This window comes from Candidatus Magnetominusculus dajiuhuensis (assembly GCF_046044395.1).
Taxonomy (GTDB): domain Bacteria; phylum Nitrospirota; class Thermodesulfovibrionia; order Thermodesulfovibrionales; family Magnetobacteriaceae; genus Magnetominusculus; species Magnetominusculus dajiuhuensis.
The window spans coordinates 1-24,517 of sequence record NZ_JBJUSG010000026.1 but is presented as its reverse complement, the minus strand read 5'-3'; the positions used below and the strand labels follow the sequence as shown (position 1 = coordinate 24,517).

The 24,517-nt window shown below is 49.7% G+C and carries 31 protein-coding genes and 1 tRNA gene; 6 read left to right on the top strand and 26 right to left on the bottom strand.

Annotated features, from left to right (window positions below; all coding sequences use genetic code 11):
• Positions 1-97 precede the first annotated feature (97 nt).
• Positions 98-619, top strand: a complete 522-nt coding sequence (locus AB7D94_RS05530) for a hypothetical protein (RefSeq protein WP_420264736.1) — start codon at positions 98-100, stop codon at positions 617-619.
• Between the two features lie 77 nt (positions 620-696).
• Here AB7D94_RS05530 and AB7D94_RS05525 read toward each other — a convergent pair whose 3' ends face one another.
• The 23 genes from AB7D94_RS05525 to AB7D94_RS05415 all read right to left on the bottom strand — a co-directional run bounded on the left by AB7D94_RS05525 (position 697) and on the right by AB7D94_RS05415 (position 18,929).
• The gene (locus AB7D94_RS05525) at positions 697-1,014 is read right to left on the bottom strand and encodes a cupin domain-containing protein (protein ID WP_420264735.1); all 318 of its coding nucleotides are present in this window, start codon (positions 1,012-1,014) and stop codon (positions 697-699) included.
• Between the two features lie 277 nt (positions 1,015-1,291).
• Complete coding sequence (locus AB7D94_RS05520; RefSeq protein WP_420264734.1) at positions 1,292-1,984, bottom strand: hypothetical protein; 693 nt, start codon at positions 1,982-1,984, stop codon at positions 1,292-1,294.
• 2 nt (positions 1,985-1,986) lie between these two features.
• Entirely contained in the window at positions 1,987-2,622 is a 636-nt protein-coding gene (locus AB7D94_RS05515) for a hypothetical protein (protein ID WP_420264733.1), read from the bottom strand.
• 17 nt (positions 2,623-2,639) lie between these two features.
• The gene (locus tag AB7D94_RS05510; protein WP_420264732.1) at positions 2,640-4,313 is read right to left on the bottom strand and encodes a HEAT repeat domain-containing protein; all 1,674 of its coding nucleotides are present in this window, start codon (positions 4,311-4,313) and stop codon (positions 2,640-2,642) included.
• A 27-nt stretch (positions 4,314-4,340) separates the two neighbouring features.
• Positions 4,341-5,258 carry a sulfite exporter TauE/SafE family protein gene (locus AB7D94_RS05505; protein ID WP_420264731.1) on the bottom strand — a complete coding sequence of 306 codons (918 nt, stop codon included), beginning with the start codon at positions 5,256-5,258 and terminating at the stop codon, positions 4,341-4,343.
• A complete protein-coding gene (locus AB7D94_RS05500; protein ID WP_420264730.1) occupies positions 5,255-6,400 on the bottom strand; it encodes a coiled-coil domain-containing protein in 1,146 nt (381 codons plus the stop codon). Before AB7D94_RS05500 ends, AB7D94_RS05505 begins: the two co-directional genes overlap by 4 nt.
• On the bottom strand, positions 6,397-7,638 hold the full coding sequence (locus tag AB7D94_RS05495) for a coiled-coil domain-containing protein (RefSeq protein WP_420264729.1): 1,242 nt from the start codon (positions 7,636-7,638) through the stop codon (positions 6,397-6,399). Before AB7D94_RS05495 ends, AB7D94_RS05500 begins: the two co-directional genes overlap by 4 nt.
• 2 nt (positions 7,639-7,640) lie before the next feature.
• Positions 7,641-8,057: a hypothetical protein gene (locus tag AB7D94_RS05490; protein WP_420264728.1), complete on the bottom strand. Its 417-nt coding sequence runs from the start codon at positions 8,055-8,057 to the stop codon at positions 7,641-7,643.
• 24 nt (positions 8,058-8,081) lie between these two features.
• Positions 8,082-8,819, bottom strand: coding sequence for a LemA family protein (locus tag AB7D94_RS05485; protein WP_420264727.1), 738 nt, complete (start codon positions 8,817-8,819; stop codon positions 8,082-8,084).
• Positions 8,820-8,826: 7 nt separating this feature from the next.
• Positions 8,827-10,608 carry a trypsin-like peptidase domain-containing protein gene (locus tag AB7D94_RS05480; protein WP_420264726.1) on the bottom strand — a complete coding sequence of 594 codons (1,782 nt, stop codon included), beginning with the start codon at positions 10,606-10,608 and terminating at the stop codon, positions 8,827-8,829.
• A 9-nt stretch (positions 10,609-10,617) separates the two neighbouring features.
• A complete protein-coding gene (locus tag AB7D94_RS05475; protein WP_420264725.1) occupies positions 10,618-10,848 on the bottom strand; it encodes a hypothetical protein in 231 nt (76 codons plus the stop codon).
• Between the two features lie 63 nt (positions 10,849-10,911).
• Positions 10,912-11,556 carry a tetratricopeptide repeat protein gene (locus AB7D94_RS05470; protein WP_420264724.1) on the bottom strand — a complete coding sequence of 215 codons (645 nt, stop codon included), beginning with the start codon at positions 11,554-11,556 and terminating at the stop codon, positions 10,912-10,914.
• Between the two features lie 23 nt (positions 11,557-11,579).
• Entirely contained in the window at positions 11,580-11,963 is a 384-nt protein-coding gene (locus tag AB7D94_RS05465) for a hypothetical protein (protein WP_420264723.1), read from the bottom strand.
• Complete coding sequence (locus tag AB7D94_RS05460) at positions 11,963-12,853, bottom strand: cation diffusion facilitator family transporter (protein ID WP_420264722.1); 891 nt, start codon at positions 12,851-12,853, stop codon at positions 11,963-11,965. Before AB7D94_RS05460 ends, AB7D94_RS05465 begins: the two co-directional genes overlap by 1 nt.
• On the bottom strand, positions 12,850-13,470 hold the full coding sequence (locus AB7D94_RS05455; protein WP_420264721.1) for a LemA family protein: 621 nt from the start codon (positions 13,468-13,470) through the stop codon (positions 12,850-12,852). The genes AB7D94_RS05460 and AB7D94_RS05455 overlap by 4 nt, the downstream gene beginning before the upstream one ends.
• Positions 13,467-14,141, bottom strand: a complete 675-nt coding sequence (locus AB7D94_RS05450) for a hypothetical protein (RefSeq protein ID WP_420264720.1) — start codon at positions 14,139-14,141, stop codon at positions 13,467-13,469. Before AB7D94_RS05450 ends, AB7D94_RS05455 begins: the two co-directional genes overlap by 4 nt.
• 20 nt (positions 14,142-14,161) lie before the next feature.
• Entirely contained in the window at positions 14,162-15,070 is a 909-nt protein-coding gene (gene mamM, locus AB7D94_RS05445; RefSeq protein ID WP_420264719.1) for a magnetosome biogenesis CDF transporter MamM, read from the bottom strand.
• The gene (locus AB7D94_RS05440) at positions 15,043-15,969 is read right to left on the bottom strand and encodes a magnetochrome domain-containing protein (RefSeq protein WP_420264718.1); all 927 of its coding nucleotides are present in this window, start codon (positions 15,967-15,969) and stop codon (positions 15,043-15,045) included. The genes mamM and AB7D94_RS05440 overlap by 28 nt, the downstream gene beginning before the upstream one ends.
• Positions 15,970-15,972: 3 nt before the next feature.
• Positions 15,973-16,146: a hypothetical protein gene (locus tag AB7D94_RS05435; RefSeq protein WP_420264717.1), complete on the bottom strand. Its 174-nt coding sequence runs from the start codon at positions 16,144-16,146 to the stop codon at positions 15,973-15,975.
• Positions 16,147-16,195: 49 nt separating this feature from the next.
• Positions 16,196-16,888 carry a hypothetical protein gene (locus AB7D94_RS05430; RefSeq protein WP_420264716.1) on the bottom strand — a complete coding sequence of 231 codons (693 nt, stop codon included), beginning with the start codon at positions 16,886-16,888 and terminating at the stop codon, positions 16,196-16,198.
• A 28-nt stretch (positions 16,889-16,916) separates the two neighbouring features.
• Complete coding sequence (locus AB7D94_RS05425; RefSeq protein ID WP_420264715.1) at positions 16,917-17,177, bottom strand: LapA family protein; 261 nt, start codon at positions 17,175-17,177, stop codon at positions 16,917-16,919.
• 54 nt (positions 17,178-17,231) lie between these two features.
• Complete coding sequence (mamK, locus tag AB7D94_RS05420) at positions 17,232-18,302, bottom strand: MamK family actin-like protein (RefSeq protein ID WP_420264714.1); 1,071 nt, start codon at positions 18,300-18,302, stop codon at positions 17,232-17,234.
• Positions 18,303-18,419: 117 nt separating this feature from the next.
• Positions 18,420-18,929, bottom strand: a complete 510-nt coding sequence (locus AB7D94_RS05415; RefSeq protein WP_420264713.1) for a hypothetical protein — start codon at positions 18,927-18,929, stop codon at positions 18,420-18,422.
• Positions 18,930-19,354: 425 nt separating this feature from the next.
• Here AB7D94_RS05415 and AB7D94_RS05410 point away from each other — a divergent pair, with 425 nt between their 5' ends.
• Positions 19,355-19,636 carry a CCDC90 family protein gene (locus tag AB7D94_RS05410; RefSeq protein WP_420264712.1) on the top strand — a complete coding sequence of 94 codons (282 nt, stop codon included), beginning with the start codon at positions 19,355-19,357 and terminating at the stop codon, positions 19,634-19,636.
• 9 nt (positions 19,637-19,645) lie between these two features.
• Here AB7D94_RS05410 and trpD read toward each other — a convergent pair whose 3' ends face one another.
• Genes trpD through trpE form a run of 3 tightly spaced genes read right to left on the bottom strand, consistent with a single transcriptional unit; the run spans position 19,646 to position 22,800 of the window.
• On the bottom strand, positions 19,646-20,668 hold the full coding sequence (gene trpD, locus AB7D94_RS05405) for an anthranilate phosphoribosyltransferase (protein ID WP_420264711.1): 1,023 nt from the start codon (positions 20,666-20,668) through the stop codon (positions 19,646-19,648).
• Complete coding sequence (locus tag AB7D94_RS05400; protein ID WP_420264710.1) at positions 20,665-21,258, bottom strand: anthranilate synthase component II; 594 nt, start codon at positions 21,256-21,258, stop codon at positions 20,665-20,667. The genes trpD and AB7D94_RS05400 overlap by 4 nt, the downstream gene beginning before the upstream one ends.
• A gap of 3 nt (positions 21,259-21,261) precedes the next feature.
• Entirely contained in the window at positions 21,262-22,800 is a 1,539-nt protein-coding gene (gene trpE / locus AB7D94_RS05395) for an anthranilate synthase component I (protein ID WP_420264709.1), read from the bottom strand.
• A gap of 144 nt (positions 22,801-22,944) precedes the next feature.
• Between trpE and AB7D94_RS05390 the strand changes: the two genes are divergently transcribed.
• From AB7D94_RS05390 to AB7D94_RS05375, 4 genes are all read left to right on the top strand, one after another.
• A tRNA-Gly gene (locus AB7D94_RS05390) sits at positions 22,945-23,020 on the top strand.
• Positions 23,021-23,338: 318 nt separating this feature from the next.
• Positions 23,339-23,635, top strand: coding sequence for a nucleotidyltransferase family protein (locus AB7D94_RS05385; RefSeq protein WP_420264708.1), 297 nt, complete (start codon positions 23,339-23,341; stop codon positions 23,633-23,635).
• Positions 23,625-23,969, top strand: coding sequence for a HepT-like ribonuclease domain-containing protein (locus tag AB7D94_RS05380; protein ID WP_420264707.1), 345 nt, complete (start codon positions 23,625-23,627; stop codon positions 23,967-23,969). Before AB7D94_RS05385 ends, AB7D94_RS05380 begins: the two co-directional genes overlap by 11 nt.
• A 179-nt stretch (positions 23,970-24,148) precedes the next feature.
• Entirely contained in the window at positions 24,149-24,478 is a 330-nt protein-coding gene (locus AB7D94_RS05375; RefSeq protein ID WP_420264706.1) for a hypothetical protein, read from the top strand.
• The last annotated feature ends 39 nt before the right edge of the window (positions 24,479-24,517 follow it).

The following is a 24,517-nucleotide window of genomic DNA, read 5'->3' as shown; positions in this document are numbered from 1 at the left end:
TCTAATCAGGCCATACCCCTTTGTTTTGGGGTATGGCCATTTTGTTTCTTCATGTCTCATCAATGATCAGGACAACTAAAACAAAAGGATGTGCCACTTGAAAAAACTATCTGTGGATGGCTTGTTTGTAGTAATACCGTTGCTGGAGTTCAGAAATACACCGAGCGTAAGATTCCACGTTCTTCCAGAAAATAAAATATCTCGCATAGACTCGGTAGATAGGGTTGAGCACGGCCCAAACGCCGTTTCACCAACAATAAAAGGTGATACAGCGCGCTATTGGTACTATCATAAGGCTCAGACTGATAATCTTCTCGTATTCCTCGGCTCCAGGATTACAGAGCTATATACCCCAACACATGGAAAAGTAGAAACAATAGAAGTAACGGCTGAGTGGGTCAGGCACAACGGCGAACTGGTTGTAGAGGCCCCCGCTGTACTCTCATGGCCGCCCGGTGTGTTTCACAGGGTGTCCAGTGGAGAGAATGGCTCACTTTCATTAAATTTCGCGGTGCATGAACCAGGGTTTTCCCTTCAGGACAACTTCGACATTTATGACGTTGATACTGAGACAGGGCAATATAGTATCGTCAGGCAGGGATTTTTAGACCAGAAATAATACGGCAGGATTAACGACGAAGGGGGGGTAACCCCCCCTTCACCCCGTATTTTCCACATGCTTTATCAACAGTATGCTTAATCTACTGGTGTTACTACCGCCATTACTACCAGGCGCTCTCCCAGCGACGCCTTAAAACCGTGTGGAACCATCGGGTCACAGAGGATTGCGGTCTTGCCATCAGCCTCAATCTCCTCATCCCCAACTGTAAATACGCCGCGTCCTTCTACGCAGTACATCATAAGCCTCAGGGGCGCCGTATGAGGTTTCAGCTCCTGCCCCGCCTCCAGACACATCAGCGCTACCCTCATCTCCGGCTTGTCAGACAACATCTCCCGCGATATTTTGTCGGGATAGAACTTTATTACCTTCTTCAGATCCAATACCTCTGCCACTATATACCTCCGTAAGATTTTACTACTTAATATAGTCTAACAGTATGATAGCAATGCGTACAATGAGATATATCATATTAACGCTGAACCAAGACATAAATTTGTAATTCCATTTTGACGATGAGATATATTATCATTAGCAATGGGAGATGAGGAGTTATTATCTCAAATGCTGGATGTGAGCTGTGATGTCAATAGTGGACACTAAATCATTTATGTGTAAAGGCACGCCGGTGCGGCGCGCCACCACCACACCGGCAACGACGCGCGCGGGGGGCTATTCGATAGTCCTGCTTATCAGACTGTCCCGCTCCTGTACGCAGTCTCTGTAACCCTTTTCTAATCTTGCGATTTTCTCCCTGTGGATATGCCTCTCGCCTTTGAGGATATTTATTTCCTTCGCATAGGCATTTATCTTTTTCAGGGCGGCGCTGATTTTTGTCTCCAGATAGCTTATATCCCTGAGCAGGTCTGCCTTCTCTTCCTGCAGCTCTTCAATCCGGCCCTTATATACCTGCGCCTCGTATTTGGTCTTATCAGACAGCGCCTTCATGTCAACTACGTATGACTGCGAACTGTTTCGTTCTTCAATCAGGTGTTCTATCTCCGCCTGAAGTTCCCTTTTTGACGGAATTTCACGGTTTATAGTCTCGATTGTCCTTTGGAGGTCCTGTTTTTCTGTCCTCAGGTTCGTTATCAACTCCCTTGAGGATTTAACGTCACGCTCCAGCGAGGCATTTATGGAAAGTACATCGTTAAGCTGTTTCTCCATGTTTTGAATACAGAGAAACATATCCCTTATGGTCTTTCCCACGTCAACTGTGCCGCTTGCGTCTCTTAACAGCTCAACACCCCGTATTTCGGGCAGCGTGCTGGACAACGCCCATGACGCTGCGGCCCCACCGCCAACAGCCTCACCGGGTGTTACTAAGGACATGTCCTGTATCTCGAATTCGTTCATATTCTCCATGGTTACCCCTTCTTGTAGTAAGATAACTTAGTTGTTTTTTCAACCGCCTTCATAGCGCTAAACAGATTCGCTAATGCCTTAGATGTCCATTCGATTTTCTCTATCAGATAGTCCAGCTCATCAAACTTCTGAGGGACCTCATATTCAATCATCGTTACCTTGTTCTTCAGCGCGGCTATCTCGCCCTTTGTGAAATCTATCCCTAATATCGTATTGCCGAGGTTAGAGATATGGCCACTAAGCTCCTCTGATATCCTGTTATAGGTATTGACAAGGCCGACCTTTTCCGCTTCAAGGAAGTCTATCTCGGCAATCAGGCCGCTTTCGTCGGCGATTGGCTTTAACAGCGCCCGCCTCAAATCTGTCGCCGAATCGGAGAGTTTCGCTATCTTCTTGTTCTTTTCAAACAGTTGAATCTCCAACTCCTTTATCTGCCTTTGCAGCTTGTGATTTTCTGCTTCAAGGGCTTCTATGTCGCTTTCGAGGCCATTTTTCTCAGAGAGGAGCCTGTCCCTGTGGGCGCGCAGCTCCTCCTTGTTCTCCCCTACCCGCTCCATCATAGAGTCCCTCTGCGTCTCCGTAATAACCTCCCGGCCGACCTCAAACGGCGTATCAGTTGATTGATTGAGTTCATTCATATCTCATATACCTCGCATTACACATTCAGGAGGTTTATAAGCTCAGCCTTTGTAAAGGTATCATCACACTCCACGCCCAGTCCCTCACACATTGAGATAAGCTCCGCCTTTGACATCCTCTTGAGTTCTGATGATGTTGGTTTATTGATATTGGCAGGCACGCCTGCCTCGGCTGCCGACTCGGCGTCCACATCAGAGTCAGCCAGTTCAGCGGCAAGGTCTGACACCTCAGAAGCGGCGGCAGGTTCGTCCACCTCCGGTAGTGCGGTGTCTTCTGTATGAGGCGCCTCAGATTGCTCATAGGATGGCCCGGATGACTCAGGTGGCTTCACCTCATATTTCTCAACCGCCTCAGCCGGGGCGGCAGACACACCAACGCCAGCATACTGCTCAACCACGGCGTCCCCAATTCCAAGCATCCTCTCCCTTTGCCACCAGTCTTTCAACTCGTTAACGGCGGTGGCCAGCGCATCTCCGGTAAGCTCTATGTTGAAGACTATCTCCTTTGCTGTAATCATCTTTATGGCCTCAAGGGATTTCTGTCTTATTTCAATGGCCTCGTCTGCCAGTGTCCTTATAAGCGGCAGCACGGCGGAGGCGTCCTTAATATTGGCAAGGGCCGACACGGCCGCCTTCCTGACCAAATCATCCTTGTCCTGGAGGCTCTGAATCAGACCCGGCACCGCCTCAGAGATGTCCTTCCAGCCCAAAAACGTAACCGCCTGGCGGCGTACCTCGGCGTGCTCATCCTTCAGTGCGTCCATGAGATAGGGGATTATCTCATCGTCCTTGCCGAGTTTATACAGCCCCCTAAGGCTGTTTACGCGTACCTTATGGTTTGCGCCGGTGGACATTTCCTTACATAGTCCAACGGCCTTAGCGTCTCCTATGTTTATCAGGGAATTAATCACCTCGGCGGTCAGATAGTGGTTGCCATATTTTACGGCGTCAAGCAGCACATCAACGGCCGCCTTGTTGCCCATTTTGCCAAGTTCGGTAGCGGCAAGTATCTTTACATCCATTTCCATGTCAAGCAGGTCGTTGGCTATCTTATTGAATATGGCCTTGTCGCTGTCGGTCTCAAACTTGCCGTGTTTCAGCGCCTTTTCGATGGCCGATTTGAGCTGGGAATCAATCTGGGCCTCGGTCAATTTTTGTTTCTTCTTCGCAAGTTTAGGCTCTCGTCTGGCCTCAGATTTCCTCAGACCTTCCTCTCTGCCTGTCTCTTCCAGTTCTAAGATTCTGCCCCTCAGCCTTTGTATCTCCTTCTCAAACTCCCTGACCTCCTCTATCATGTTTCTGACCTTGTCGGATTCAAGTTTGTCAGCCGAGGCACCCTCCTTCCCAATTTCAAAGTAGAGGTTCTTTATCTTTCCCTCATACTCAGTTATCTTATCTCTAAGCTCATCTTTTCCCGCGGCGAAGTTCATTGCGCCCTGCCTGACCGCGCTGAAATCAATCCGCATTGTGTATTCACCCATCTTCGCAATGCCGCCGACAATTAAATCAGCGGTCTTCTTAGACAAATCAACGGTCGAATCCACTATGCCTGGCGTTGCCTTCTTTACGGCGTTGGCCGTCTTAGTAAACAAGTCCACCGTATAGTCAAATGATTTAAGCGTCGCGGCACCGGTAGCGTTAAGCGCCCTTGCCACACCACCCCATAAACCTTTTCTTTTTTCCTCTTCCATGTTTAATCCCTCCTGAAATGCTATATTTTAGATTATACCCAAAATCAGTTTTACCGAAACAATAAGCAATAATACCGCGATAACCTTTTTTATAACCTCAGAGTCAACGGCCATGGCGAGCCTTGCGCCATAGTATGCGCCAAGTATCGTGCCAATCCCAAGAAATACCGTATAATCGAGGTCTATGGTCTTTAGCCCCGCAAATATCATCACGCCAAAGAAACTCGTAATAACGATGATAAAATGCGACGTTGCCGCGGCTATATGAATTGGAATGCCGATGAAATTCATCAGCGGCACGTGCATCAGGCCGCCCCCTACCCCCAAAAGCCCTGAGAGGATACCCACCAGAAAACTCCCACCAAATCCCACCGCCATATCCGGGCTGTACGTGTGCGTCTCTCCTGTTGAGTCATAAACCACGCGCGTAGTCGGCTCTGTTTGCGATTTCGAGCAGACAAGACAAAACTCATCTACAAAGACAAGCGTATAAGTGACGGCCATCAAAAGCAGGGCAAATATAACAGAAAACACCACCATGTTAAACTGCTGCGAGAGAATTGCCCCAATCACCACACCCGGTACGGCCACTACCGAAAACTTCACCCCAAGCCCGTAATCTATCCTCTCCTGCGACATATAAGCAAACGTACCCGAAAGCGCGTTCAAAAACACCACCGCTGTGGAGGTCCCTATCGCGTGCTGCGGCGTAAATCCATACATAATTAATAGTATAGGTACGAGAATAAACCCGCCTCCAGCCCCTACCAGCGTGCCGACAAGACCCACAAATACCCCCGTCAGCACAACGGGAACGACGCCGAAAAACCCCTGTATCATGTCGTGTTGAGCGTCTGGGCGCACAAACGCGCAGCCGCCCAAAAGCGCCGCCGCCCCCGCAAGGGCTAAGGCAAGGCAAACACGCCTGAACATCGTCTGTCTCATCGTATCTCGTTCACTATGGCAAGTGCCAGTTTCTCTACGGCGGTCTTATACTCCTGCGAGAGCTTGGCCAATATAGCGTTTATGCTTCCGGCGTATTCGTTTATCGGGCCTAGCACCTCTATGAGTTTTTCGTCGGCCTCCTCGTCCAGCATCATGCACTGTAATTGATTGTCCAGGTCTTCGATTTCGGCCTTCCCCTCATCAAGCCCATCATTTAGCCTTGCGCAATGCGCGGAGAAATCCTCTTCGTCCTTTATAGAACTTTCTGCCGCTGCCACAGCGCTTGTGAGTTCGGAAAGCTTCTTTTTGTGACCGTCAACCGTGGCTGTCAACGTATCTCTTTTCGCCGTAAGGTTTTCTATTTCTGAGAGAAGGTCTTCCTTGCTTTCCGCGGAGGTGAGCGCGGATATTCTGACCTGAAGGTTGTCTATGAACGCTGTCAGGGTTTCTTTTTTTCTTCTCAGCATATCTGCGTTTGTTCTTAATGTCGGCAATTCGTTCTCAAGGAATTTAAGTTCTCCCTTTGCCCGGTTAATCATGGCGGTAGTTTCTACGATGTAGAGTTCAGCCTCACTTTTCTTGTCCGCAAGCCTGTCTCTTGAGGGAATTTTTGTAAATAGATGTTCTCTGCGGTTTACCAGCGATTCGTATTCGGCGTTCAGAGAGCGATAAGAATCCTCTTTTTGAGTCAGTTCACGGTCAAGCCTTTCTTTTTCTCTTAATTTTTCCTCATACTCAGGGGTCAGCCTGTTTATCTTTAGCTCAAGCGCCCTTACTCTTTCTGTAAGTGTGTCTATGTCGGAGTTCCTTTGCTGCAGGACTGCGGCCTTCTTTTCTAAGTCAAGGATTTGGTCAAGTTCTTTTATGGCGGCGTCTTTTTCAGCCTTAAACTGAGCAATCTGGTTCTTAATCTCTCTTGAGCGGTCCTCCATATTACAGAGGACAGATTTCAGCTCTGCCAATTTTTTCTGTACCCGTTCGAAGTATTCCTTTTTATATTCTATTTCCTGCTGCTTTCTCTGAATATCCGTCTCTAACGAAATCTTGTCTTTTTTCAGGACAAGGTTTGTGCCAACCTCGTTAATCAGCCTGACCATGTCCTGCTTTGTATAAGTCGTCTGCTCATCCATCAATTTATTCATGTGGCCGACCTCGCAATTTCACCGAGGGCCGCTGTGCCCTCTTCTATATACATCAGTTCGCTTTCGAGCCTGAGCTTAGTGGCAAGGGCCTTTTCGAAATTCTCCAGCTCCAAGTCCTTTTTCCTTTTCGATTCCCCATGTTTAGTCAGATTTACCCTGGCCTCGGCAATCTTCTCGTTACACGCCAGGAGTTCTTTCTCAAGCGCGGGGGCGTTTGCCCTGTTTGTCTCGTTTACGGCCTTGCGGTCTTTAAGTATTTCGGTTTGTTTGTCAAGCTCCCTTTGCAACTTGGCAGTCTCAAGGCTCAACGCCCCATCCTGCTCTTCCAGACGCTCGACCATCTCTATTAATGATGCCTTTTGGGCTGTAAGCTCTCTATTCTCTCGTCCCATTTCATGTTCCAGGGCGTCTATCTTTTGCTCAAACTCTCTAACCTGGGCATCAAGACTCGTGGCTTCGGGTTCAAACTCCGCAACAAAGGCCTTAAGCACATTAAGTTCGTTTTTGCATATTTGGGGTATGTTGCCATCATGGGAACATGCCTTGATAAAGTTATTAAGAAGGACGTTAAGCTCTTCTGTGCATTTTAGGGTTAAATTGCCATTAATGTAACATTCATCGGTAAAGGCCTTAAGGCCGTTAAGCTCATTTGTGTGCTGCTTCACAGCGGCTGTCAACGTGTCGAGTTCTCCAGATAGCTGCTCAGCCTCAATAAATATCTTCGCCACGCCCTCAAGCACGGCGACCTCCTCAACGAGTGCCTTCCTCCTGGGCTGCATGTCCGCGATTGTCAGCGACAACCTCTCCACCACCGCCAACTTATCGGCAAGGGTCTGCTCATACAGCTTTGTGTTGGATTCCACCTCAAGGAGGAGTTTATTCAATTCCCTTTGCTTTGCGCCGAGGGTTCTTAAAATATTCTCCTGCCTGTTGAACTCCTGTTCAACGCCGCCCGCGGTGCCAGCCATAGCGCGTCTCTTTTTCAGCGCAAAGATGTGCCCCTGCATCTCCTTCATCTCTTTCTCGTGCACTGCCATCTCTACGTTAAATAAACGAATCCTGTCAGTGCCCTCAGTGAGTTGCGTATTGGCAAGGGCAAGCGCTCCGGCTAACTCTTTGAGTTCTTTAGAGAACCTCGCGTGCTTGTCCCGCAGCTCTGTTATCTCGCCTGTGAGGACTATGTTGTCCGGGGACAGGCGCGGGTCGGCTGTTTTATCAATGTTGGCAAGTATCGGCATGGTTAAACACCCCGCATAAAGGTTTCCCATTGCTGTTGAATGACGGAGAGCCTCTCGTCGGCATCGTTCTTTTCTTTCAACACACGTTCGTAGGCGGCCTTCAATATTTGATGCTCACCGCTGAGCTTTTTCATCGAGTCATTTAGCTCGTCCAGCTTGCTGGTATCTTTCATAATGTCGTTGATCTTCTTTCTTAACTCCACGTTTTTCTTCTCAATGCGCTGGACATTGTCGTTGAGAATCTTCTTAATCTCATCCGTTGCCGCGCGCGACTGCGCCATCAGGCTCTCAGATATGGGCTTTCTTGAGGTAACGGTATCCTCCAGACTCCCCACAGCCACAAGGAGCTTCTCCAGAAACGCGTTCTTTTCGTTTGCCCCAAGGCTCATAGCCTTACTTATCAGTTCGTTCGATAACATATTTCAACCTCGTTCAGATTTCATTTAGTGTACCTGCGGCGCCTTCCCAGCGCCTGCTATCGCGCCGGATACCGGCAACGGCTCGAATCTGAAAATCACGTTATAGACATTCCCAGGGAACATCTTCAATCTGGAGTTGTAGAAATTCGCTATCCTGTTATAGCTGATACGGCTTTCGGCTATCTTCGTCTCCGTGTCTGAAAGTTCCCTCATCAGCGTGTTATACGCCTCTGAGGCCTTCAGCGCGGGGTATGCCTCGGCAACCGCCTGAAACTTCGAAAGCAGGGCCTTGCTGTCTGAAAGGGCGTCGGCCTTGCCCGCCGCATCCCCTGATGAACCCGCTGCCTTTGCCGATTTCTCAAGTGCCTGAAGCTCCAACGTCTTAACCGCGCTCCTTACCTCCGCCACATGGCCAAACAACATCTTTTCGTAGTTCATATAGTTGTTGGCGCTGCTGATGAGGTTCGGGATAAGGTCTGCCCGCCTTTGCAGTTGCGCCTCTATGTGCGCCTTTTCCATCATTGCCTGATACACGTTTATCGTGAAATAGTTATAGTAATAGACCGCGCCACACAGACCAGCAAGGGCAAGGGACACTATGGCGATTCTTATCGCCGATGACTGCTTCGTCCACACCTTCTCAGAGAGCCTCATAAGAGGCCCCTTTCTCCTCATGCTGACCTCGGGCACATCGCCAAGCAGCCCCAGGTCCTTTGCATAGACCTTTTTCAGTATGTCGTTGAGCTGGTCGTTGTCAGTCATATTACCGTTATCCTTTGACCGTTATGAACATCGGATGCCCTGAGCGCACTATATCAAGGAGTATCCCATCAACAGGGTTTGCCTTTTGCGCAACCTTAATAAAGGACATCATGTCTTTCACGGGTTGATTGTTTACCGCCCTTATGACATCGCCGCGAGCAACGCCTGACGCCGCCAGAATCCCACCTGTGTCTGCCACATATACGCCCGTCGTGTAGCCCTGCAGCGCGGTCAGCAAGGGTGATATCTCAGCTCCAAGCCAATCAAACTCCTTAGGCTGCTTCGCCTGTGGCAGTTGCGGCAACTGAGGAGGATACGCGCCTGTGCGCATCTTGACGGTCTTTCTCACTCCGGCACTTAACATGGCTACTTCGAACTTCGCGCCAACCTTTTTTGCGGCCATCGCCTTTTTGAAATCGTCAACCGTCATCACGCGCTGCCCGTCAAGCCTCATAATAATATCGCCACGTTTGATACCGGCAGTGTCAGCCGGTGTGCCTGGAAACACGGTGTCAACCAATACGCCGCCTGAGTGTGCCAGATTAAACTGCTTTGCAACCACTGTGTCAACGTCCAACAGCACTGCGCCAAAAAATGGGTCACCGCCCTGCTGCCCCGCCGCCACGGCAATCGCCCCCGCGGCCTTGCTCGTCGGACAGAGCTGCGGGTGGCAGTCTATGCACCTGCCCCTATACTGATGAGGGGGTTGGAGCATCTGCCCGCTGGGAAGTTTAAATGAGTTGCCTATCTGTCTGCCCTGCTTTGACCAGGCCGCTATCTGCCCTGCCGCCGCCTGTGTGGGCGTGTTATTAAAGTCCACAACTCCGGCCACCAAAGTCGAGGCCATATTGGCTGGAATCGAAAACGCGATTCCACTAAAAGACCCCGTCGGTGAATATATCGCCGTATTAATACCTATTACCTCGCCTCTGGCATTGACAAGAGGGCCGCCGCTGTTGCCCTTGTTTATCGGGGTGTCTGTCTGGAACATCCCCTCATAAACCTTGCCGCCTATGCTTATTGAGCGGTTTCGGCCACTGATTATGCCGGAGGTTATCGTCTGGTCAAATCCGAATGGACTGCCCATAGCAAGGACAACATCGCCTGACCTCACAGCATCTGAATCCCCTAAGACCGCCGCGGGAAACGGCCCGTCACCAACGAGCCTAAGCAAGGCCAAATCAGTGGACTTATCCACGTTTACCACCTTCATCGGGTATTCCCTTGCCCCGCCAGCACCATAAACCGTGCCTTTAAATGACGCGGCGCCTTCGATTACATGAAAACTAGTCAACACAAACCCCGCGGGTTCGACAATCACGCCTGACCCTACACGAGTGTAGTTTTCCACGGGCATACCGGCTACCAGCACAGGGTTATTTTGAGGCTGAACGGCTGCCGCCGGGGCAGGGTCAGTTGGCGCCGTGGTATTGATGACAACGTCTATGCTTATCAGCGCCGGCCTCACAGTCTCAATTATATTATGGTAACTGTCCTGTACGGTGTTAACGACGGTTGGCCCGGCCACCGTATTGTAATACTTATTAGGGACATCCACACCGGTGATCTTATTGTTTATCGCTTTTTTAATGTCGTCAGTCTCAATCAAATTCTTTACTATGCCGCCCTCTCTGTAGCTCTCAAACAATGTCCAGCCAAGGGTGATTACCGCCAAAAGCACAAGCGTCCATATCCACGGCTTAAAACTCCTCGGACAGCTCACCTGTGGCGGCTGCTGCGAATATCCCTTTGAGTCGTTTTGTTTATAATCGTTTCTAGTCTCTGCCATATCGTTCTCCTATCGGTCTCTTTCGCCAGCAGTTTCGTCATGAGGCATCTTCCCGTTGAAATTTTTGACCTTCGCCTTCAATCCCGTGTTTCTTATACCAGCAACCAACGCAACAAAACCGCCAAACAGCAGCGCCACCGGCAGCAAGGCCAAAAACACATCCACCACATACCACCAATACGTCACCATACCCCACAGGCCAAGACACATTGCTATCAAACCAAACACTATACTCAGCATATTTATACTCCTTTAGTTGAATTATTTATATTTTTCAATGGGCATCCCATCGTTTTTTTACCGTTAAACGGCCTTCTCCTCATTTTGTAGCGCCATCTTAAAATACTTCACCGCCTCCTCCCTCTGCCCCTTTGCCTCATAGGCAAGCCCGATGCTCTGGTATGCCTTGATGAGATTCGGCTTAATGGAGACCGCCTTTTTGTAGGACTCAATGGCGTTGTCGTAGTCGGACATGTTGTCATAGACGAGGCCTAGTTTGTAGTATGCCTCGGCGTAGGTAGGGTCTAACTTTATCGCCTCAAGGAGCGCCCACTGCGCCTTGGGGTTGTCGTCAACCATGAAATAGGCCGAACCTAAATAGAATAAGCTCAGGGCCGAGCTCCTGTCTAAGTTCGTCGCCCTGCCGAGGGACTCTATGGCCTCGTTGGGAAGGCCGACCTTCAGATATGTCCTGCCTATCTCATAGAGCGCCTCCGCGTTTACCGTATCCACATCCAGCACCTTTTTAAAACTCCTTATGGCACCCTCATAGTCCCCTTTATCTCTCAATTTCGTCCCTACATCCATGTAAATACCTTTGGCGTCCGCGGGATTCAACTGCAACATCTTGTTATAGCCATTTACAAGCGAATCCATAAACATCTTCCCTTTTATTGATACAGTTCTCAGAAAAACCTTCAAATCCCCTGTATCCACATTAATCCCCATACACTAAACCTCCTCAGGTAGCTTCATATTATTGAATGTCCCAAAATTATCAGCACAATCCACACATAAAACATCAACTGCTGCGAATGTACCAGTTTCATCTCCCTGTAATACCTGTACGGCCACTTAAAATACATCATACCACCCACTACCGAAAGCCAGACCGTTACTAAAAATGACATTTGAAGTATGACATTCCTCTCGTCGGCATAGTGGCCGTGAAAAAGCGTAACCCATAGACCAAGCAGGTTAAGCAGTATGTGCCACCTCAGGTAGCCCTGAAAGAACTGCGCTATCTCCTTAGTATGGCCAAGAAGCTGCCTCGCTATTACCTTTGCCGGATAGTACGCATTGGCCACAATAAACAGGACCGCGGCAATTGTTCCCAAAAAATCTAACCTCGGCATCAGTTCCAAAACCTCCACTTTTCAATCGGATACGCCCTCACAAACACTGCGTCGAGGCCCTCTATCTTATTGAGTATTATCGCCTTGACCTGCTCTACCATCGTATGGGTCTCTAAGACTGTAAAGGTACGAGCTACCTCTATGTCTATGTCAACGCTGCACTTCTGCCCCATGCAGCGTGAGCGTATCGCCCGCACTCCTTCGATTCCCCTTACCCTTTGGCAGATGTTTTTTATATCCTCAAGCGTGTCCCTGTCCATTGATATGTCAATCAGGCCGTGTACGCCCTTCATAAACATCTCCACTCCTATGTGAAACACAAATATGGACACGACCACCGCCGCCACTGTATCCGAATATATAAAGCCCAGCTTAGTGCCTATCAGGCCAAGGAGCACCGCCACGCTGGTAAGGCTGTCTGCCTTGCTCTCCGCCGCGTCGGCAAGCATCGCCGGGCTGTTAAGCTGCGTCCCCGCGCAGGTGTTTGACGTGTACATGAGATAGCTGTAAAATAACGATATAACAGTCGCCAGAAGGGCGGCGTTGCCCGGTATGGCGTGTGAGCCGTCTTTAAAGCTGTGCAGGGCGTCAATCAATATTAAGGTCGCACATAAGAATATGAAAAGGGCCGCCGATATGGTGCTTATATATTCCACCTTGCCGTGCCCGTAGGGATGCCCCGCGTCTTTGGGCTTGCCAGATATCCTCAGCGCTATGAGTACAAACAGCGACGATACCCCGTCGGCTATGGAATGAACCCCGTCGGCCATCAACCCTTTACTGCCGGTAAGTCCGCCCACCACGAACTTAAAAATAGAGATGGTAAAATTCCCTATCGCACTCAGTATCGGCGACCACTTGCCGCATCTCGTACACTCAGGATATTTCATTTGTCTCCCTTGTCAAACATATTCGTAAAATCGAGCCTTGCAACCTCCGGCACAATGTCCGCCCCCTTGTCCGCGGTGTTGAACTGCGCCTTCTTAAACCCGTGTGTCCATGCCGCAAGATTATACGGGAATAGTCTCAAAAAAGTATTGTACTCCGCAACGGCGTCATTATAGTGCAGCCGTGCCAGCACCACGCCTTGCTCAGCCTTGCAGATAGTCTGCATGAAATACAGGTAAGGCCCCTTGGCCTTCAGGTTTGGCGAGGCCTCGGCAAGGGCCTTAAGTCTGCCCACGAGGTCGGCCACCTCGTCCTGCATTTGCCTGGTTTCAGCAACATTGATACCTGCCCCGGCCCTGATTGCCCCGCTTAACTCAATGAGCACATTAAAGAGCCTCTTCTCCGTCTCTATATACGTGTCCACGGCAAAGGCGGCCTTTTTGTATATATTCTTCCGCTTTTGTAGCTCAATTTCGAGCTGCCCGTGCGATATGTGCAAAAAATGCTCCTCGTCAATCAGTCTGTTATACAGGAGTATGTCTGAGACAATTTTTATCAACAGTATCGCCCCAACGGCATATAACAGGTATCTTAGTCCCCTATTATTCGCTGTCATCATTCGCCCTCATATCGGCCCAATTCGTCGCCATCTATCCATGTGCTGAAGTATTTTCTTGCCTGATTTCCTATCATCATAGTGGTTGCCACGTTTACTGATATACCAAGTGGAATACCCAATACAGGCAAAAACTTATACCACTTACTTAACAGGCGGGGGACAACCTTCTCCGCCACCTCGGCAGCCGCCCTTGCCAGCCCGGTCTTTATATAATCCTCAGCAAGCGTGTCCACCGTCTTTCTCAACACGCCCGCCGTTACCGCCTTTGCCGCCGCCGCCGAACCAGAAAACCCCACCAACGCCAGCGCCGCCGCCTTCAGCTCATCATCATCCATGTTAACGTCATACGCCACCGACAGGGCATAACACAGCTCTATCTGCATCCTCAGCACGATTGCAAGGTCAACAGCGCCCCCAATGAGCGCGGTGCCAAATGACCCCACTACGGGCAACGCCGCCGGTATTGATGTCAGCCCCCCTATGCCGCCCGCCTTTATGGCCGCGTTCTTAATCAGCTTGCTGCCAATGGCGTAGGCTATGTACTTGTGCGGCTTCGTGCCGCCGTGAGCTAAATCGTATTCGTTTATCATCTCTTTGACCTCCTGCCTGATAGTCGGCAGGTACGTCCCCGATACGGTCAGTATCTTATCAAACCAATCTATATGTTCCATTTAGCTATTAACCTCCACCGTTATGGCATGTACGGCTCTATGGCCAGATTAATTCCCACTATATTATCCACGCGCTTCATAAGCGTCTCCTCCACCTGGCGGCCTATCATATAGCCGTTGTCAAGCGTCCTGGCGTGGTCAACCTTTATCACTATCTCCACCCATATGCCCTGCCCTACCTTCCTCGCGTTTATCGAGGCTACGCGTTTAACACCGGGGACGAGCATTGCAAAGTGGTTCATCTGCCGTATGATAGCCGGGCTTATGGAGGAATCCATTATCCCCTTCAGTGAATCATTGAGCATTGAGGCGCTCAGTCTTATGAGGTCAAGTGTCTCTATGACGGCAACCAGCGGGTCAGCAAAGTAAAACCCAAACCTTGTGAGCACTATTGCCCCCGCCACAAAGGCAGAGGACACGGCGTCTGAGTGGTTGTGTTTGGCGTTGGCAATCATTGCAGGGCTACCGCGGCGCTGCCCCACACAGTGCAGATATGATGACAGTTTATAATTGGCGATAACTGACACAATCGCCGCCCAGAAGGCTATGAACTTAGGCGGTTTTACCGTGCCGTGAAACGCCCCCCACACGTCCTTTACCGAGTGAATGAACAGGAACAGTGTGCCGATTATTATGAGCAGACTTATCAGGAAGATTGCCACGAACTCTATCTTGCCGTGACCGTAGTGGTGGTCGTCGTCAGCGGGTTTGCCGGATATTTTTACCCCGACTAACACCACAAGCGACGTCAGGAAGTCTTTGAACGAATATAAAGAATCACCAATGACGGCCTTAGAGCCGCTTATGATACCTACAATCAGTTTAAACACCGCAAGCAGGAGATTAGAGCCGACGGCTATGCCGCTGGCCTTTCTCTCGCAGGTGTAGCACTGCGCGTAGGTCAGATTATCTTGTGACAGTTTGTGCATTGCCCTCTGTCCCTGTGGGGCGGTTTTGCCCCCCACGCGATTGGCGGTGGTGTTATGGTTAGTACATCGCCTGCGTCCTTAGCAAGCTGCCCTGTGTTTGCGGCGGTTTTAGAAATGGCATGACACTTGTTGCACGGGCCGTAGTAGCCGTGGGGCGCGGTGTCAGTGGGCAGTATCATCGGGGCTGCCTCCATTTGGGCTATGCCCAGCACATCCGCCGCGGTAACCGTTATCTTTTTCTGCGCGCCCGTCCTGTAAACCGTTACAACCGCCTGTTTCGCATTAGCAGCCGGCCTTGTGGCCGCCCTGAAAGTAAGCAGGTCTGTTACCTCTGCGTCGTTGATTGCCGTGATGACATCCCCCGCAAAAAGGCCGGAGTATGCCGCCACAAGCGTTACCTCATCTACGAGGACGCCCTTCACGTTTAACGGGATACTATTGGCCGTGGCGATTGCCGGCGTCAGTGGAATAGTCTCAAGGCCTATCCAGTGGCCCTCCTGAAGAATCAGCTCAAGCGGTGATATGGCCGCCGCCGGTGCCGCCGTATTAGCCGTGTCTAGTTGAGGGGCATACACCCCCTGCTGCGTGTCAAGCGCTCCGGGCTGTGGCTGGCCAGGCTGTGCCGCGTTGGGGTCGTAGAACTGGCCATACGGGTCTGCGGCGTTTGGGTTCTGAGCCTGCGCGTCTGTGTTGTTATTACCCTGGGCGGGAGACTGAGCTCCCTTTTGCCACGCTACTATCTCCGGCGATTGGGCATTTTGCCTGGCATTTCTAATCATCCCCTCTTCCCAGCCGTCACGTTTCAATAGCTTGGCCGGATTGAAGATAAGCAGATAGGCCGCTGTGCCGATTATCAGCGCGATTATCAGGTAATTTAAATACCGCCAGAGATGATTCATAGCTCAGCTCGTTGCCTCGTCGCTGGTTGCTTTGTTAGGCTCCATAAACTCATTGAATTTTTCCTTCACCTTTGCCGCCAACTTACTGGCCATCTCCGGCTCCTGCCTCTTAAATATCTCATAAAACAGCGTACTTACAAAAACCCCTAAAAATACTCCTGCCAATATCTTCGACATCTCAAATTCCTCCTTATATTCAATACGCGCGTCAACGCGTGATTAACCATCAGTCTGCCCGGTCGCTTCCTTCTTCGTGATTTTCCTCAACATGTTCCTCGTGCGTGTGTTCCTCGTGCGTGTGCGGCTCGTCGTGCCCTTCTTCGTGGACATGTGGCTCGTCATGAGCGTGTAGCTCATCGTCATGGGTGTGCGCCTCCTCTTCGTGCACATGAGGCTCGTCGTAAGCCTGCGGCTCATCGTGCGTGTGCTCTTGCTCGTGCGTATGCGGCTCATCGTGCGCGATCTCTTGCTCACGCATATACTCTTGCTCGTGCGTATGATGTTCGTCATAAATGTGCTGGTCTTCATGTGTATGTGGCTCATCGTGCGTATGCGCCTCTTCGTGGGTGTGTGGCTCATCCTGTGGTGTGCATGAGCAAGAACAGCTTGATGGATAGAGCCTGCTTTGGCGCTCTGCGACGCACTGTTCATATCTCTTTTCTGTCTCATCAAGGTCAATCAGGAGCTCTCTGATGTCCTTGTCCGCAAAAACAACCTGCTCCGGGTCGGTCTTTCTCAGGGCAGCAACCCGCGCCCCCAAAATGCTGACCAGCCCCTGCCTTTTCTTTTTCAGAAAATGAATATCATACGTGAGAATGACCCCTTTGGCCGAGCACCTCGCGGCCTCAGACACCTTGTCCACCATACCCACAAACAAATCCCCTAAGTGCTCCATCCTATACCTGAATCCTGTCTCCATTTTCTAAAACCTCCTGTAAATCATTCGGTTAAAAATCCCTTATTTCCTGTTCCATCTTTCTCTTCTTTATCTTTTGCTGAATCCCTTTGACAATCAAAAAACTTATTATGGTCAGGGCTGACCCCATCGCCATGCTTACGACAATTATCAGACTCAGCCGCATGTGAATGGGGCTGCCTATAAAAAACTTCATAGGCACGGGGCCTGTATTCTCATCAATAAATACCGCAAACAGAAACAGCGCCGCTATCAGCGGTAAGAAAAACTTCTTTGTTAATAACTTTTCCATAGTACGGCTCCCAATCCCCAACTCAATGTCCTGATTTTACTGTCTTAACTTATCTTATTTGGCTCTATCCTTAAGTTCGTGCCAGTATTCATCCGGCATATCCCTGCAAAGCATCAGCGCGCCGTTTGCCCCGGCGTAAAGCGGCTCCTCCACGGTTGTCACCTTGCCATAGCCCAACTTTTCTATCATAAACTCCTCTATCTCCCTCTTTAAGCCAACTATCTGGCTGCCTCCACCGGCAAGTATTACGTTTTCCTTCAGGTGCATCTGAAACTCAGGGTCAAACGAGGCAATGAGTTTCCTTATGCCCTCAACGATGTCCGGCACGATTGCCTTGCACGCCAGCCGCAGCTCAGCCGTTACGTCATGCTTTACGGGCTTGCCCTTGACGGGCAGCTCTATATAAATGCTGTCGCCGCGCTGGGATATGTTGGAGTTTTCCTCTTTGAATTTCTTGACCATATTTACGGTGAAATTCGCATCTGTATATTTCTTTGTGAGCAGCTCATAAAAAACCTGGTCAACATAATCACCGGCCTTCATTGTCGTTATCTGGTCATCGTCTGTGGGCATGGTGCCGTGCATCCTGCAAAGGTCAACCGTGCCGGCCCCTATATCCACTATGAAGGCGTTTGTCAGCAGCCCAAGCCCATACGCAACCGCAAACGGCTCTGACACATACATCACATCGTCAAGTATCCCACGGGCTATCTCAAGCATTGCCTTTTTGTTTTTCCTGCTTGCAAGGGCAGGAGCACCCAGTACACCTCTGACCAGCACGTTGCCGTCCCCGCCGGGGTCAGCCTCCAGGGCAATCTCAATAAGACGCTTTAGTAACGCCCTCGCCGCCTCTATCGCCCTTTTATACTCTGGAGAATTCTCGTCCAGGTCCTGCGCAATCTTCAGCATCCCCTTGTCAAACGGCCTGTGCATCTCTAATGACATCCTGTGCTTGAGCGCCTCGTCTCCAAATACGATGTCCTTGCCAAACAGCTTCCTCGCAACAGCGTCTTTTGGATAGCCCACAACGCTCGGCAAATACGTCCTGACGCCGTTGTCACACGCTATGACACTCCTCGATGTGCCCAAATCTATACCAACGTTAATAACCCTCTTGTTAACCATTGTAACCGTCTCCTTGTGAGTCAGTTTTATAATCGAATCCGGTTATTATAGCATTTTGGTATAAACTATTTTCTATTTCAATTATTATCTGTTCCTCCATTTAAAAAACGAGAATCTCTACTGCCCATTTTGCCCATCTACCATCAGATCAATATTTTCATTCACTATGTTTCTCAGGAACATTAGTCTGTCCTCGGTAAGTTTCTTGCCCTTGACATGCAAGCCCTCGTTTGTGGCAATTATACCGTGCTTTTCGATGTATGACAATCTCTCCTCAAGTTGTGAAAGCCTTGTCTCAAGCGCTTCAAGAGCCTCAGGCGACTCAAGTTTCCCTCTTCGGCAGGAGAAGACCTTGCTGATTGCCTGCGAGGCAACAGAAAGACTGTCCGACAATCCGCTTACTGTCTTGTCGTAGGCAGCCCCGGCAATCCTCATAACCGGGGTAAAAACAGTCGGGCCGACCGCGTCAGCAACCGGCTCAACGGCATAAGCGGCGACCACGCCCCCCTTCTTAATGTAACTGAACAGGACAAGGCCCGTATATTCAACAAACGCATACGAATACTGCACTGATTCGCACAACACACCCGCCCCCGCGTCCAAGTACTTCTTCCCTATGTCCAGCATATCAACATCCCTCCTCGTTGCCCGTGCATTTACTTATAAACAAAACGACATATTCATAGTAACAAATGCCACACCCAAACATCAACCCGCCTCAAACGCCGTTATTAGAGACGTTATTAGAGACGTTATTAGAGACGTTATTAGAGACGTTATTAAAAGGTAGTGTATCGTCTCTGTTTATCTTATGTCAAGCCTTTTTTTATCTTTTTTTCCCCTCACCCCTCACACCAGAGCTATACCGCCGCATTCCCACAGCGGCTGTGTTTTAAGTAGAATTCTATTGTTTGTCTATATGTGTAATGTTTGTACCTCAAAATAATTACCCGCTATAACTCTCCGCGCCACACACTGAATCTTAGGATTGGCTGGTGGGTGGGGCAGAGAAAAGAATTGAAAAAAAATAACAGATAGGTTATAATGAAGCTATGGCAGCGGTATTGTTTGACACATTAAGGGTGGTGGAGTCCCTGAAGTCGTCCGGCTTTTCGGATGAGCAAGCGAAGGGCTTGTCTGAAGCGCTCAAGGTAGCGCAGGAAACAAGCACGGAGGGGTTTGCTACAGCGGTAGGCCTTGAGAAAGTGAGGCTCGAACTAAAGGCGGACATGGAATCCTCAAAGTCCGACATCATCAAATGGGTAGCCGCCATGCTGGTGGCACAGGCCGCCCTCATAGCTGGCATGTTCAGGCTGTTGGGGCTTTTGAAATAATCAGATTCGTCACCCTTCGTATCTCCTCGTCACACTTCGTATCTCATCAAGTTTTTCTAACGCCTTGCCGGTGTCTATGGCGTCTTTCGCCACTGTCACGGCCTCCTTAATATCGTCAATGCCAAGGTTTGAGACCATCAGTCCTGCCGCCGCGTTCATCAGTACAATATCACGAGCCGCGCCCTGATAAGTACCATCAAGAACTCTCATCGTGATTGCGGTGTTTTCCTGACTGTCGCCGCCTTTGATAGCGTCAATATGTGCGCGTTTAAATCCAAAGTCTTCAGGGGTTAATTCCATGTTCTCGATCTGACCATTTTTAAATCGCGATATAAACGTCCTGCCCGTTATGGTTATCTCATCAAGGCCGTCCTCGCCATGAAACACCATAGCGTCAACCACGCCGAGGTTTCCAAGCACATGTGCCAGCGGTTTTACAAGTTCCTTTGCAAATACGCCCATTATCTGGCGCCGCGCACCGGCTGGATTAGTCAGCGGCCCAAGAATATTGAAAATCGTCCTCACTCCCATCTCGCGCCGCACAGGGGCGGCATGTTTCATTGCGGGATGAAACAAGGGCGCAAACATAAACCCAAACCCTGTGTCATGTAAACACTTTTCAACCATCTCCGGTGCCAAATCTATCTTCACGCCCAGCGCCTCAAGCACATCGGCGCTACCAGAGCGGCTTGACACGGAACGATTCCCGTGCTTGGCAACCGGCACGCCGCAAGCGGCAATAACTATGGCCGCCGTTGTTGATATATTAAACGTGTTGGACAAATCGCCGCCCGTACCGCACGTATCTACGACATCTTCAGGGGCGGTTATGCGCCCGGCCTTTTTTCTCATCACAAGCGCCGCCGCGGTTATCTCCTCAACGGTCTCGCCTTTCATTTTTAATGCCGTGAGAAACGAGGCAATCTGCGCGGGGGTGGCGCTGCCTTCCATTATCTCAGCCATAGCTCCTGACATCTCACCCTCTGAAAGGTTGATACGCCGCGTGAGTTTGTCTATGGCCTCTTTTATCATATCATTATGCGGGCGTTATGGCTGTCGGCAAGGCGCAGGAAATTCTTTAAAATTGCCTTGCCAACCGTCGTCAAAATGGACTCAGGGTGAAACTGTACGCCCTCGACTAAGAACTCCTTATGGCGCACCCCCATGATCTCATCCTCAAGTGTCCACGCGCTTATTTCAAACTCCGGCGGCAGTGTGCCCTGCTTTATGACCAGAGAATGATACCGTGTTGCGGTAAACGGGTTTTCGATTCCATCATAAATACCCTTGCCGTCGTGGTGAATTTGCGAGGTCTTGCCGTGCATGAGCCTGTCCGCCCTGACTATAGAGGCCCCGAAGGCCGCCCCTATGGATTGATGCCCAAGGCAGACGCCCAAAATTGGGATGACGCCGTGAAACGTCTTTATAACGTCAACAGAGACCCCTGCCTCCATAGGCGTACACGGCCCCGGCGACACTACAATAGCCTGCGGGGCAAGCGCCCTTATCTCGTCTATTGTTATGCGGTCATTTCTAAAGACCCTCACGTCCTGCCCAAGTTCACCAAGGTACTGGACGAGGTTATAGGTGAACGAATCGTAGTTGTCTATCATTAAAAGCATAAATTATTCCTTGTCCTTCTTAGGATTTAGGGAAAACTGTGTTTTTGCCATTTGCACGGCTCGCATCATACCCTTTGCCTTATTTACCGTTTCATTGTATTCGCCTTCCGGAATTGAGTCGGCCACAATGCCGGCCCCGGCCTGAACATAGACCGTGCCATCCTTAATAACAAGCGTCCGGATAGTAATACACATGTCCATCGCCCCGGAGAAACTGAAATAGCCGACCGCCCCGGCATAAGGCCCCCTCAGCACGGGTTCGAGTTCGTCTATTATCTCCATTGCCCTCACCTTTGGGGCGCCGGTTACTGTACCCGCGGGAAAACACGCCCTAAGCACATCAAACGCGTCCAGTCCCCCGGCAAGCGTCCCCTCGACGTTCGATACGAGGTGCATGACGTGGCTATATCTCTCCACACACATCAGGTCTGTAACCTCTACCGACCCCGGACGGGCTACGCGCCCTACGTCGTTTCTGCCCAAATCAACGAGCATTATATGCTCGGCATTTTCTTTTGGGTCGGCCTTGAGCTGCCTTTCCATTTCAAGGTCTTCCTCGTCAGAAAGGCCGCGTGGGCGTGTACCCGCAATCGGGCGGAGAATCACGCGGTTGCCCTCAAGCCTGACAAGTATCTCAGGGGATGACCCGACAATAGCGGCATCGCCAATATCCAGATAAAACATATAGGGAGACGGGTTAATTACCCTCAGCGCCCTGTATATATTAAAGGGATATACTTCTTCCTCAGTCTCAAAGCGCTGTGAGACAACTACCTGAAAGACATCCCCTGCCCTTATGTATTCCTTCGCCTTCTCAACGGCGCCAAGAAAATCATGCTTATTAAAGGAGGATTTATACTGCGTATCGGGATAGGCATAATTTACATCAAGCCGTGGTAGTTCGGCGCTTTTACCCAGCGTCTCTATAATGGAGTCTATTTTGGCTGTTGCCTCTGCGTATGCGGCCTCCGGCGAGGGGTTGTCCATGATGCGGGCATTGACCACCACCTTGATCACCTGTTTTAGATTGTCAAATATCAGGACGGTATCCATGGTCATAAAAAGCATATCGGGAAGGCCGAGCGAGGGTTTATCGCCTATGTTAAGCCTCTCGAAAAAGCGCACGTTTTCGTATCCCATATAGCCGACGAGACCGCCGTAAAAACGGGGCAGGCTGGTTAATGTTGCGGCCTTAAACTTATTAAGTTCTTCGCGCAGGGCCTCAACGGGGTCATCGGCCACCCTAACTGAGCGCACACCGCCGGGGCCGGTTCGCAGGTCCGTTATTTCTATTGAAGTCCCCGAAGATTTAAATATACTCAACGGACTTACGCCCAGAAAAGAATATCTCGCCCATTTCTCCCCGCCCATGACACTCTCTAATAAAAAAGAGTATTTTTTCTTTATCTTATAAAACGCTGAAACAGGCGTCTCGGCGTCGGCAAGTATCTCCTTATAGACGGGGATGAGGTCAAACTTACGCCCATCCTGACCGCCTTTCCCGGCCATCTTTTTAAATTCTTCTAAATCTGGATAATACATATTGACAAATACAAACCCTTTCCTATATTATCTCAATCGTGTATCGTGTAACAGCGACACTGCTATCATACAGTGAAAGTGTTGCAAGATACAAGGATTATTTTAACGCGGGCAGTAGCTCAGGTAGGCAGTAGCTCATGAAGAGCGGGCGTAGCTCAGTTGGTAGAGCACAACCTTGCCAAGGTTGGGGTCGCGAGTTCGAGTCTCGTCGCCCGCTCCAATAAACAAGCGGGTTTACAGGGTAGCAGCAGGTTAATCATTGACTTGATTGTATAGTTTTTGTATAGTTTGCGTTTCCACCGATAGCGTTATCAAGGATGTCCACCGCCTTAACCTTATGGGCCGGGGCAAGGTGTGAGTACCTCAGTGTCATTGTCAATGTCTTATTGAGGTAAGATGGAAAAAGTGGAACACCTCCTTTCGCCTATAAACTTGGCGGAGGCCGGAGGTCAACCCCATATGATGTACACGCGCTCCTATTCTACCCCTTTGATACCGGAGGTTGTCAAGAGGACACATTGCAAGGTATAATAAATACATGAATAGTCAAGAAATTCTTGTAAAGCTGAGGGAAAACGAGACTGTTTTACGGGCGCGTGGCATTAGACATGTGGCTCTGTTTGGCTCAATTGCGCGCGGGGACAACCACGCAGATAGCGACATAGATATTTTGCTTGAGTTCGACCCTGAAAGTCATATAACCATTTTTGACTATGTTGACCTTAAAGAATATATCGCCGGTTTATTTCAGGGCCGCGTAGATGTTGTCAACCGCGATGCTCTTAAACCCTATGTATTCACTACTGTAACGATGGAAACACGTTATGCCTTTTAATTCCATTCGTACGGCTCTCATGGACATCCGTTACCAGATTGACCTTGCTGTTGATTTTACCAAAGGATTGGATTACGACTCTTTCAGTAAAGACATGCGAACAATATACGCTGTTACTCGTTGCCTTGAAATAATATCTGAAGCATCGCGCCGGTTGCCTGATTCTATAAAAGAAAAACACCCCTCTATTGCATGGCGACAAATGGCTGGGTCTGGTAACATATATCGCCATGACTATGAAGACGTGTCCTCTCGTCATGTTTGGGATACAGTAAATATCTCATTGCCGCCATTAAGCATCGCCATTGACCATGAACTCCACCCGATACTGTAGGTTGTCAAGAATGGAAGCGATACCATTAGATACCATTGATAACGAGACAGAAGAAAATATTTTTATTTTGGTGTTATAATAGCTTATCCTTCCCCGCGGTGCAGGAATGCTCATTGCGCCGCTTAAATTACTGGTAATGTCAGAGGTCTTACCGGTAGGGGGAAGGTTAATAAGAGGGCATGAGATTGGGGGAGAACATGGATTACGACACATTACGAATTGAATACCGTGTTGTTAAAGACGATACATCTTCAAAAAAGCATATGGTGCCTTCTCTGTGGATTAATAACGAATGCCTGACTGATGGTTTTACCCTTGATATGCGTGGTTTAGTCGCCAGTGTGAAAGGAAACGGTCAATACGATATTCTTACTTGCAGTTGCGGAGAGCCTATATGTGCTGGAATTTCGGAGGGTATCATTGTACTGCATCACAGAGATTATGAGGCAAAATTTGTACGGTGGTTAATCCCCCATCCCATCAGAGATGATAGTATTGTAAGCGTCTAAATAACTACACCCGTTGATTTCCCTGCGAGGGCATCCCTA